This window comes from Emergencia sp. 1XD21-10 (genome assembly GCF_009936045.1).
GTDB lineage: Bacteria > Bacillota > Clostridia > Peptostreptococcales > Anaerovoracaceae > Senimuribacter > Senimuribacter intestinalis.
The window spans coordinates 40,163-50,996 of record NZ_QWEQ01000026.1; the positions used below are offsets into that span (position 1 = coordinate 40,163).

The following is a 10,834-nucleotide window of genomic DNA, read 5'->3' on the forward strand; positions in this document are numbered from 1 at the left end:
ATCCGTTGCATGTTGCCTAAGAAACGGGAGACACGAAAGCTATATATAATTTTAAATAATGAAAGGAAAAGAAAATGATGACTGCGCTTTGCGCACTTGTATTAACGATGGGGGCTACTTCAAGCAGTTTTGTGACGGAAGGAAGCGTGCAGAGTACATAAACTTAGCTAGAAAAAACTATACAAGCAGAGAAGGGAGGGTAAAGAGACAGCAGAGAAAGTTTAAACTAAAGGGAAAACTGGTATGGTCAGTGTGCCGCTTAGCAGGAAACATGTTGCAAGTTTGGCTGTAACTGTGGAGGCAGAGTAGGAGGATAGAGTGAGAATAAAAATCTTAAGAATGGATTGCTTCCTGTTTAGTATACTGTTGTTTATTTTAACGATGGCTGCCCCGGTTTGTGCAGTAGAAAAAAATATGCAGACAGAGACCGGAGGATATCTTAATCTTCCGGAAAGTAAAAGTGTTTATATACAGGATACGGTGGAAATTCAGCCGGAAGAGATTCCAAAGAATGAATCTGAAAAAGAAGAAAGCATGATTAACTCAGAACAAAGAACAAAGCAATTAGGTAGAATAATAATTCCAGAAACAGGAGACTTACAGTCCTTGGGAATTTACCTTTTGGTTTTGTTTGGGGCAGGTGATGTTTTCGTAACGATTTACAAAAGGAGAAAAGAGCAGGATGATTAAAGGTGCATTACAGAAAAATTTAGGTGTCAGAGTAGTTATCATAGTACTTACTATATGTGTTTTATTCTGTCTGCAGGCCAAGATAAGCTATGCAGGAACAGCAGAGAAGATGTATTTCAAGAAAGCAGGCTTTAGTAGTTATTACAAAGGTACCCAGTATAGCAATATCCTGGGTGTTTATGGAGAAGGTGAAGGTGTGGCAGTATATGGGAGAAGCAGGCACAAAGATAAAGATGGAAAGATACGCACCTATTATGAAACCCGCTTTTTTGGAGAAAAAACATATATTGACGGGAAATTTTTAACCAATATAAAGCCAGAACTGAGTTATACAAGCAGTACATATTTTAAAGAACTAATCTTTGATGATGGGGTGATGGTTTATGATAGCCCCTGTAGAAACAGTAGTGGCAGAGAATATCAAGAAAATGCCATTTGTACTATTGGGCAAACGAAGAACTGGTATAAAGTATTTGTGAATGGAAAGACAGGTTTTATTTCTAAGGCAGAGAAAGCTATTATTGATGTACGAGCTGTGGAATTTCCTTTGAAAATAAAGCAGCCTATGGAGAAAGAAAAAAATGTTAGAAATCGTGTGAGGTATCAATATGCAATGCTTCCGCAGAAAGTGAGGAAACATTGCAATCTGCGAAGGTTACAAATTACCATAACACAGAAATTACCAAATGATGCTTTTGAAGAAGCTGGTTATAGTGGGTATACAACTAGTCGACAAAAAAGACCAAGAATTTATTTGAAGGAAACAGAGAGACCTTATTTGTTGGAAGGCAGTTTTTTTCATGAGGTGGGACATGTCATGACGAGACTGCAGCCAGAGCTGTTAGATGGTACAGGTAAATCATTTTTCTCTTGTTTCTCAGAGAGAAGAAGACTGAATTTGGGAGAACACTATCAGACGCAGACAGAGTATGCAGCAGAACTCTTTGCGATTTATATGATGAAGCCGGACTGGCTGTCAATTGCCGCCCCGCGCAGCTATGCTTATATTGATTCTATTTGTAAAAAATAAAGGCAGAAATAATATTGAAGCCTAGACATACGAGGAGAGGATTAAAATATTTAAAAAGAAAAAACGAGACCAACTTCCCTATTTTGATCTCGCTTATGGGTAGACATCGTCGGCATAGTAAAACATGACAGAAGTGTTTGACTTGCTATGACGATTAAAGCACATAGAGAGCTTGGATTTTCTCTTGCACTTGTTCTTCGAGAATAGTATAATCGAAAATAGGGTAAATGTAAAACGAGAAATTGTTCACTGAATTTGAAGAAAAACTTATACCCCCCCTCTTTTGCTTGTGGGGAGAAAGGAGGACGAACATGCCGAATCCGAAATATGAAGCGGCTTTAGCTGTAGTAGAAATGGGCAGTTTGAAAAAGGCAGCTGAGAGTTTAGGCTACACACAAACCGGTGTCAGCTATCTGATTAATTCTTTGGAGGAAGAACTTGGTGTAGAGTTGTTTGTTCGCAATTATGGAGGTACAGTGCTTACTGCAGAAGGAAAACTGCTGCTACCATATATTCGCAGTGTATGCAATTGTGAAAACCTTCTGATGAACAAGGTCCATGAGATAAAGAATTTGAGTTCTGGGTTGCTGCGAATTGGGAGCTTCAGCAGTGTTCATACTAATTGGCTGCCTGCCATGGTAAAAGAGTATCAGAAGCACTATCCGGGAGTAGAGGTCGAGATGAAATGCTGTGACGATTATGATAGACTGGAGGAAATGATTTGCTCAGGTGAAGTAGATTGTGGCTTTGTAGTCCTTCCTGCAAAGAAAAAGATGAAAGTGACGGAATTTTATGAAGACCCGGTGGTTGCAGTCGTCGGAGAGAATCATCCTTTAGCAGATGAGCCTTGCTTTCCTGCCAGCAAGCTGGATCAGTATCCATATATTCAGTCTTTGGTAAGTTCGGAGCGAGAAGTAGATGACATCTTTGAACGTTATGGCAAGAAAGCAGATGTTGCATATCGAGTAGATAACGACTTTACTATGTTGTCTATGATTAGTAGCGGGTTTGGATTTGCGATTTTTCCAGAGCTGTTGCTTAGACACTTAAATTTTCCCATTTTGGCGAAGTCTTTTAATCCACCGGAAAGCCGTAAAATCGGATTTGCGATTAGGGCGGCAGGTCCAGCATCCAGTGCAATAAAAAGTTTTCAGGAAACTGCAGAAGCTTGGCTTGAGGAATGGATGGTGCAGTAAGTTCGCAACTGGGAGTCTTGACAGGTCGGTTCAGGTAAAATATACTTGAATCAACAGAATGAAAGGAAGGTTTACCAACGATGAAAAAGCTAATTTGTAAAGATGATTTCTGGGGATTATTTCCGGACTGTAAAATTGGAATTGTAATCTGTAAGGGCATTACCAACGAATATCATAATGATGAGGTAAAGTATGAGGAGCTGATTCGAGAAGGAGAACGGAAAGCTTTGACGTTTTTGACAGAACCTAACTTCACAGATAACAGAGTGATTAAAGTCTGGAGAGAAGCTTACATGAAGTTTAAGACCAAGAAGGGCGCAAGATGTGCCATCGAAGCTTTGATGAAACGTATTTCCAAGGAAAATCATCTCGGAACAATTAATCCGATTGTGGATATTTATAACAGTGTATCTCTGAGCCATGCGATGCCTTGTGGCGGCGAGGACATAGACTGCTTGGAAGGAAATTTGCTGCTGACGAAAGCTGATGGCGATGAAATGTTTTATGTCATCGGTGGCGAAAACAATGAACCTCCGCTTACAGAAGAACTAATCTACAAAGACGACGCTGGTGCTGTTTGCAGATGCTGGACCTGGAGAGAGGCTGAGCGCACCATGCTGACAGAAAAAACAAAGAATGCGATGCTATGCTGCGAACTTATAGATTTAGAACGGTATGAAGAATTGATGGAAGTGTTGACTGACTTGAAACGAGAAGTAGAGTCAAGACTGGGAGGCGTATGTGAAATTATGATTTTAGATAGAGAGCATCCGGAGGCAATTCTGGAAGAATGAGTATTAAAAAAGCACGTCTTTGCAGATTGGCTGCATGTAGGCGTGCTTTTACTTTTTATATATTTACCAAATACCCATCATATGCTGTAAAATCAAGCTGACTCCGGTAATACTAACCCAGCAGCAAAGTCCCATAATCAGTGGTTTACCACCGGTTTTGATGAGCTTTACGATATCAGTATTCAGCCCGATTGCTGCCATGGCAAGGACAATAAAGAACTTAGAAAGTTCTTTGATTGGAGCAAAGAACTCTGCGGAGATACCCGCGGATATTGCAAGCGTAGTAATGATGGACGCGCCGATAAAATAAAGGATAAAGAACGGGAAGATGCTCTTGATGCTAACACTTTTTCCATCGGCAGATTGTCCCCTTTTCGTGCGCATAAAGGCAAGTACTAAAGTGATTGGGATGATTGCAAGAGTACGCGTCAGTTTTACGGTGACAGCTTTGTCGAGAGTAGCAGAACCGAGGCTCCACATGCTGTCCCAGGTTGCAGCACAGGCTGTAACTGAGGAGGTGTCATTGACTGCAGTTCCTGCAAAAATGCCAAAAGCTTCTCCTGAAGTAGTATCAAAGCCAATAGCATTTCCGAAAGTAGGGAAAATAATTGCAGCAAGGACATTAAAAAAGAATATGATGGAAATAGCCTGAGCAACCTCTTCGTCATCTGCTTCAATAACTGGAGCGGTTGCTGCAATGGCAGATCCGCCGCAGATTGAAGAGCCAACGCCGACTAAAGTAGAAATATTAGCTGGCGTTTTCATGATCTTGTGCAAAGTATAGGAGATAATTAACGAGGTTGCAATGGTGCATACGATAATTGGCAAAGACTGCTTGCCAGTTTCAACAATTACGTTAAGATTCAGCCCGAAGCCTAAAAGAATTACTGCCCACTGCAGAATTTTTTTAGAGGTGAACTTAATACCGGGTTCGAAGCTGCCTTTTTCTTTGAAGAAAAGTGTGACGACCATGCCGGCTAAAATAGCAATTACTGCACCGCCAATAATCGGGAATGCTTTGCCGGCAAACCAAGATGGGATAGCGAGTGCAATACACAGTAGTAAACCTTTTCCGTTCTTTGTATAGAAGTTCATATAAATCCTCCTTGTAGATGTCATTAGCTAAGCAATTATACCTTAAAAGCGAAAAAATGTAAATGAGAATCTTTGGTATATTGTTGCAGTCAGCAAGCAATTAAGATATACTAATAGAAATAAATAGGGACTTGTACCAAATAATAGGAGGATATTAAACATGCTGGAAAAGGGAATTAAAGGCTCGCAGGAAATAAAGGTAACTGCTGAAAATACAGCACTTACTATGGGAAGCGGCACGTTGGAGGTTTTTGCAACACCGTCTATGATTGCACTGATGGAAAAAACTGCATGGGAGAGTGTGGCACCATACCTCGGAGAAGACGAAGGCACTGTCGGAACCCTGCTTAACGTAGCACATCTTTCCGCAACACCACTTAATATGGTGGTTCGCTGCGAAAGCGAACTTGTGGAAATTGATGGACGTAAACTGGTATTTAAAGTGGCAGCTTATGATGAAGCGGGTTTGATTGGAGAAGGCACCCACGAGAGATTTATCATAAAAAATGAGAAATTCCAGACAAAAGCCAATAGCAAAAAGGCCAAATAAGAAACATGATTGTAGTAGTTACAGATGTTTCAGCTATTATCATTGGAGAAAGCTTGAAAATCGAGCGGCGCTTTGATAGGATTGCCCAAAGAGTTGAAGCGCGTTTTGATGTCAGAAGTGATTCATTGTAGAAAGTATTTCGACAAGAGATATAAACTCTTGTCGAAATACTTTTTTTGTAAAAACCAGCCACGTGTTCGATGCGTGGCTGGTTTTTTAAAGGAAGGAAATAACGAGACAAGCGTTTACACCATCGGTGAAGTCAAGAATTTATATGAATACGCACTCTTGCCATCCTATATGTGAGACGGGCTTTTTAAACGAATGGTAATGGTGGCTATATCACATCCACCATAGTAAAAGCAACAATCTATGTGAAAGAAACTTCGTCATATAATTTGGAGTATAAGTTGGCATTTATGGCCAGGACAAAGCATTAAGAAACTGGAATAGCTAATCAAAGAGAATGGGAGATTACAGCTCGGTTCGTACTATATGAGTAATGCGGATGAATGGCTTGCTGAGTGCATTAACATCCTCATTAAAGAACCAGAAAGACTAGAGAAAAAGGCGTCAACGACATATCTGTTTCTAATGGAAAACGTTCTTGGCAATACTGAAAGTCCATTACGTGTCGCTTAATCTGGCACGAAAAAATATATTTAACCATTAAAATTTAAAAAACGAAAGGAAAAACAAAAATGAAAAAGAAAATGATCACTGCGCTTTGCGCACTAACGTTAACTCTCGGAACCGCTGTTAACTGCTTTGCAGTCGAAACTAATCCGCAGACAACACAGGCTTACATCAATGTACCTGCTACAGCAATCGATTTTAGTGTAACTGAGGAAATCATCTTCACTGGTACTGCAGATTCCGCTGATTTAGTTGCAAATGACCTGGAAGTCATCAACAATAGCAAAATTGGTGTGCTGACAGCAAGCATTGAAGTAACTGGCGATAATGGATGGACTGTAGTTGCAGATTCCACTGACTTTACAAGATTGGGAGCTAATGCGAAAAAGATTAGCATTATGGTCGCTGGAGACCACGATATGTCCACTAGCGCATACACTGGTGCAGGAAATATTGACCCAACCGAAAAAGTTACAGTAGCTTTATCAGGCAAGACTGGTAGAGTAACTACTGCACAGGAAAAGACTAAGGTTGCTAACTTCGTTACAACCGTTTCTGTAGTGAAATAATCGTAAGTAAAAGCACAAGGAGGTACATGAAATGAAAAAGAGGATTTTATCTATTCTATGTGTGCTGCTTATGATGGTTAGCACTTCTGTCGCTGCCTTTGCTGATGAAAGCAATGTGGTAGCATATATGACTGTGCCGGCAACGGCAATCGATGTATCAGTGACAGAATCCATTGATATGACTGGCTCTGCAAATTCTGTTGATTTGATTGTTGATAAAGTAACTATCACCAATAACGGTACAGCTGGAGTTATTAACATTGACAAGGTTACTGCTACTGCTGCAACCGGATGGTCTTTTGTTGACGAAACTACCAACTTTAAGTTATTAAATGCAAATGCGAAGAAGTTGTCGCTGACTTCGACATTGGGCAGTTCCACCTGGGATATTATCAAGACCTGTCCGACCTTTGCAAAGGATGAAAGTAGTGTTGCAGCTGGAGCATCAAAAAATATTACCTTTACAGGAAAAACCGGCGTTGTAACAACAGCTGTAAACCATGAACAGGCAGCTAGTATCGTGGTTACCTTAAGTCTGATATAATTCAGTATTACTTAGACAGATAGGAGGACGTAATGGAAACTAAAAATGAAAAAAACAAGAAGCAAAAAATACTGATTATCATTTTACTGATTGCAGTTGCTTTCATGGGAGCAGGACTGTTTTATGTCCTAAACTCGAACAGGCTTGAAACCAGCAAAACAGCTGTTATCGTGCATACTGATGAAAAACTAAGCGATACAAGCGGCGGGCAGGTGAGAATTCGCATCAATTCTGCGGTGCAGATTTATGAGGATACCATGCAGGATCTTGCTTTTGCAAATCTCAATGAAGGAAGGCAGCTACAATGTAGAATTAAAGTAGGGGATTCCTACGTATATGATTCCGGACTTGTTAAATCCGGAGATGCAATACAGGCGGATATTGTAGATACATCCACCCTTAAACAAGGGAAGAATCAAGCAATTGCTGAAATTTACAATTACGACATGGATAATGAGTTGATTGGTCAGACTAACACGATTATCGACCTTTATCTGAACGACTAATGAGCAGGACGTCCCCATTGAGACGTTCTTTTTTAAAGAAATGAGGGAGGAAGATGTGAAAAAGAGATCTAAGCGATGGTTGTCAATATTACTAATAATGGCTATGCTTTTGACTATGGCGGTCCCGGTTTTTGCAGAAGAACCGGATAGTTCTATTGAGCAAATTCCGATTGATGAAGTGCGAGAAGCTGATATAGAAGGTGTAGATGCTTCTGGTTTGGAGGATTCTGAGATTCAGAATTCTCAACAAGTTTCTATAGAGAAGCTGAAAAAGGCAGTTGCGAAAGTTGTGGTAGTTGATGGAACAAGGACTGTTTTATATGAAGATGGTACTCTCATTCTAAATGAACTTGATTCAGATCAAGAGAACAACGAAGCAAAGCATGGTGCGGCCAGCAAGGAATTTCCAGCTTGGGATGGGACAGAAAACGACTATGCCTTTGGAGATACCGGGGTTCCATGGTTTAATTCAAGATATAATATAAAACGTGTTGAAATAGGCAGTAAAATTTCGCCAACAGATACTTCAAAATGGTTCTTTAACTGCACCAATGCTTCTTCAGCAGAACTTTCAAATCTGGATATGTCAAACGTAACCTCTACTGACGGAATGTTCTATAGCTTTGGAAGTCAGACTTTGAGCGTAACAATTTCCGGGCTTGAAACTTGGGATATGTCAAATGTGAAAAACATGCATGGTACATTCCAGTGGGTAGGACAAAACGCTGGTAACATAGCCATTTTAGGAATGGAAGACTGGAATGTTTCAAATGTTACAGATATGTCAGAGATGTTTGATTCAATCGGATATCGTGCTGAATCTATTATGATTTCGGGTTTGGATGGATGGGATACAAGAAATGTTACAACGACACAGAAAATGTTCTATATGCTTGGATATGAAGCTGAAGCTGTTACGATTTCCGGTTTAGAAAACTTAAATTTTGAAAATGTTAAAACCGCAGTAAGTATGTTTGAAAGTTGCGCAAGTGCAGACAAATGCGAATTTGCTCTTGATGTATCAAAGTGGAATGTATCCAAAATCGAAAATATGAATAATATGTTTTCTTGTTTTAGAATGTCAGCAAGCAAAGTCACATTTTTAGGCTTTGATAAGTGGAAAATCAATAATCATGCAAATCTGTCCGGTATGTTTCAGATGATGGGAATGTCCGGAACTTCTCCAACTATCTCTGAATATAACATTGGTATTTTAACTGTTCCGGGTGGATGTATTGTCGATAGTATGTTTTATGCAGCGGATAATGTAAAAGGCACTCTAATAATTAATGGCATGCCTATTTCTGAATATGGAGGAGATATTAACCTTGCATGGGGTACAAATAGAACAGGAGGGGCCTTATATCTTGCACCGACTAACACAGCAACATTGACCTGGGCACAGGAAACTGTTGACAAGTATGGTCTTTCTGGCGACCAGACACAGGGCCATATATATTTAAACGACAATCAAGTTGTCGGTCGAACAGTTCTTTACGCAGATGGTACCTTAATCATCAATGAACTTTTAAAAGACCAAGGTGCTAATGAAGCTACACATGGCGCAATAAAAAAGGAATATCCAGCATGGGATGGTGCAAAAAATGATTACAACATAAACGGCAATGGCGTACCATGGAGCTGGCTCGATGATATAACATCTGTAGAAGTTGGAAGCAAAATTTCGCCTGTAAACACTTCGCGCTGGTTTTTCGGAATGCATGTATCTTCAATTAATGTATCGCTTCTGGATATGTCTAATGTAATTGCTACAGTTGAAATGTTTGGAGAAACTACTGTAGAAGAAATTGCAGGATTGGGAAATTGGGATATGTCAAACGTAAAGGACGCACATAACATGTTTGGTTGGCTTTGCATGGGTGCAACAACCCCAATAGAACTGATCGGAATTGAAAACTGGAAGTTTTCGAGTGGAGCAAATTTAAAGGGAATGTTTATGAGCAGTGGCGCGGTGAAATTTCAAAGCATCATCATACCAGAGGGGTGTGACATCAGTGCCATGTTTGACAACGTGGAGGAAATTTATGGTGATGTTGTCATAAACGGAATCCAGACCTGCAATGAAACAGAATGGACTGGATTTGCCAGAAATACAAACCCGGAAAAGGGTGCACTCTATCTTGTGCCAGACGATATGGGATATAGCCAAGCGGAAGATATAGAGGGTAAGTATGGTATCAATGGTAGCGTTACGCAGGGTCATGTTTATCTACGTAAAATGCTTGATTTTACTGTGACGGAATCTATCGACATGACTGCTTCCATGGGTTCCACAGATTTGGACATCACTGACCTGAACGTAAATAATCTTGGATCAAAAACAATTACTGTCAGCAGCGTGCAGGTGGACGATGTGGTAAATGGGTGGATGCTTACGGCGAACACCACAGACTTTGCTGCACTTGCAAAGGACAGCAAGAAGTTTTCGTTTGCAATAGGCGAATTTGACTTGTCGAAAGGACCATATACTGCAGGTGGCAACATCTCGGCTGATAAGCAAAAGGTATTTAAGTTGACTGGTAAAACTGGCGTTGTCAGCACAGCAATTAAAAGGCAGCATATAGCAAATTTGATTGTAACCGTAGCTGCGGTGTAAGGAGGGGAGACGATGCCAAGAAGTAAGCTATTTCATCATATCGGAAGCCCTAATTCTTTCTACAAAATATTTAAAACTGTAACAGTGGATAATGGGAGTGAGTTTCAGAATTAGGAAGTGATTGAAAAGATACTTCATCGTGCGAGAAAACGGTGGAAACTATTTTATTTCCATCTATAGTTCATGGGAATGAAAATGCTAATCATTTAGTCCATCGCCATATACCAAAAGGAACCAGCAAGGAGGTGATGAAAATACTTGGTTGTGTGGAAGGATCCACATAGCACTTGTAGTATTTTTTGAAGTTTATATTTCAGCAGTAGTATAAAGATATTAGAACCCTCTTTTTTGTCGTGCAAAGAAAACATGAGACATAAAGTAAATAAAGATATATGCGTCGTGTAGAAAATAAAGAATACGATTTTATCGGAAATCGTGCACTATGTCATTCTATATTTTATCAAAAAATATTATTTGATAAAATGTCAAAATATACTTTGAAAAAAAAGCAGAAGACTGTAGGAAATAATTTTGAAGGTTTGTCAAACATATGTTACACCGTCATGCAAAAAATTAAATAAAGTATCTTTAGGAGAAAGCCACTTTA

10 protein-coding genes are annotated in these 10,834 nt (G+C 39.8%); 9 read left to right on the forward strand and 1 reads right to left on the reverse strand.

What is annotated here, in order from left to right:
• Positions 1-318 precede the first annotated feature (318 nt).
• From D1151_RS14125 to D1151_RS14140, 4 genes are all read left to right on the forward strand, one after another.
• A complete protein-coding gene (locus D1151_RS14125) occupies positions 319-690 on the forward strand; it encodes a hypothetical protein (protein ID WP_161909324.1) in 372 nt (123 codons plus the stop codon).
• Positions 683-1,720, forward strand: coding sequence for a hypothetical protein (locus tag D1151_RS14130; RefSeq protein ID WP_161909325.1), 1,038 nt, complete (start codon positions 683-685; stop codon positions 1,718-1,720). The genes D1151_RS14125 and D1151_RS14130 overlap by 8 nt, the downstream gene beginning before the upstream one ends.
• A gap of 311 nt (positions 1,721-2,031) precedes the next feature.
• A complete protein-coding gene (locus D1151_RS14135; protein ID WP_161909326.1) occupies positions 2,032-2,916 on the forward strand; it encodes a LysR family transcriptional regulator in 885 nt (294 codons plus the stop codon).
• Between the two features lie 80 nt (positions 2,917-2,996).
• Entirely contained in the window at positions 2,997-3,710 is a 714-nt protein-coding gene (locus D1151_RS14140) for a B3/4 domain-containing protein (protein WP_161909327.1), read from the forward strand.
• Positions 3,711-3,773: 63 nt separating this feature from the next.
• On the opposite strand, the gene D1151_RS14145 is transcribed toward D1151_RS14140, so the two are convergent.
• Positions 3,774-4,805 (reverse strand): YeiH family protein, encoded by a 1,032-nt coding sequence (locus D1151_RS14145; protein ID WP_160202786.1) that lies wholly within the window; start codon positions 4,803-4,805, stop codon positions 3,774-3,776.
• Positions 4,806-4,965: 160 nt separating this feature from the next.
• Between D1151_RS14145 and D1151_RS14150 the strand changes: the two genes are divergently transcribed.
• The 5 genes from D1151_RS14150 (at position 4,966) to D1151_RS14170 (ending at position 10,227) form a co-directional block, all read left to right on the forward strand.
• Complete coding sequence (locus tag D1151_RS14150; RefSeq protein ID WP_161909328.1) at positions 4,966-5,355, forward strand: thioesterase family protein; 390 nt, start codon at positions 4,966-4,968, stop codon at positions 5,353-5,355.
• A gap of 701 nt (positions 5,356-6,056) precedes the next feature.
• A complete protein-coding gene (locus D1151_RS14155) occupies positions 6,057-6,560 on the forward strand; it encodes a hypothetical protein (protein WP_160202788.1) in 504 nt (167 codons plus the stop codon).
• Positions 6,561-6,591: 31 nt separating this feature from the next.
• A complete protein-coding gene (locus tag D1151_RS14160) occupies positions 6,592-7,104 on the forward strand; it encodes a hypothetical protein (RefSeq protein WP_161909329.1) in 513 nt (170 codons plus the stop codon).
• Between the two features lie 32 nt (positions 7,105-7,136).
• Entirely contained in the window at positions 7,137-7,610 is a 474-nt protein-coding gene (locus D1151_RS14165; RefSeq protein WP_160202790.1) for a hypothetical protein, read from the forward strand.
• Between the two features lie 55 nt (positions 7,611-7,665).
• Positions 7,666-10,227, forward strand: coding sequence for a BspA family leucine-rich repeat surface protein (locus D1151_RS14170; protein ID WP_161909330.1), 2,562 nt, complete (start codon positions 7,666-7,668; stop codon positions 10,225-10,227).
• Positions 10,228-10,834: the final 607 nt, after the last annotated feature.

Bases quoted from the DNA above. Each gene is read 5' to 3' on its own strand.
- D1151_RS14130 (WP_161909325.1), top strand. From the start codon at position 683: ATGATTAAAGGTGCATTACAGAAAAATTTAGGTGTCAGAGTAGTTATC.
- D1151_RS14135 (WP_161909326.1), top strand. From the start codon at position 2,032: ATGCCGAATCCGAAATATGAAGCGGCTTTAGCTGTAGTAGAAATGGGC.
- D1151_RS14140 (WP_161909327.1), top strand. From the start codon at position 2,997: ATGAAAAAGCTAATTTGTAAAGATGATTTCTGGGGATTATTTCCGGAC.
- D1151_RS14145 (WP_160202786.1), bottom strand. From the start codon at position 4,805: ATGAACTTCTATACAAAGAACGGAAAAGGTTTACTACTGTGTATTGCA.
- D1151_RS14150 (WP_161909328.1), top strand. From the start codon at position 4,966: ATGCTGGAAAAGGGAATTAAAGGCTCGCAGGAAATAAAGGTAACTGCT.
- D1151_RS14155 (WP_160202788.1), top strand. From the start codon at position 6,057: ATGAAAAAGAAAATGATCACTGCGCTTTGCGCACTAACGTTAACTCTC.
- D1151_RS14160 (WP_161909329.1), top strand. From the start codon at position 6,592: ATGAAAAAGAGGATTTTATCTATTCTATGTGTGCTGCTTATGATGGTT.
- D1151_RS14165 (WP_160202790.1), top strand. From the start codon at position 7,137: ATGGAAACTAAAAATGAAAAAAACAAGAAGCAAAAAATACTGATTATC.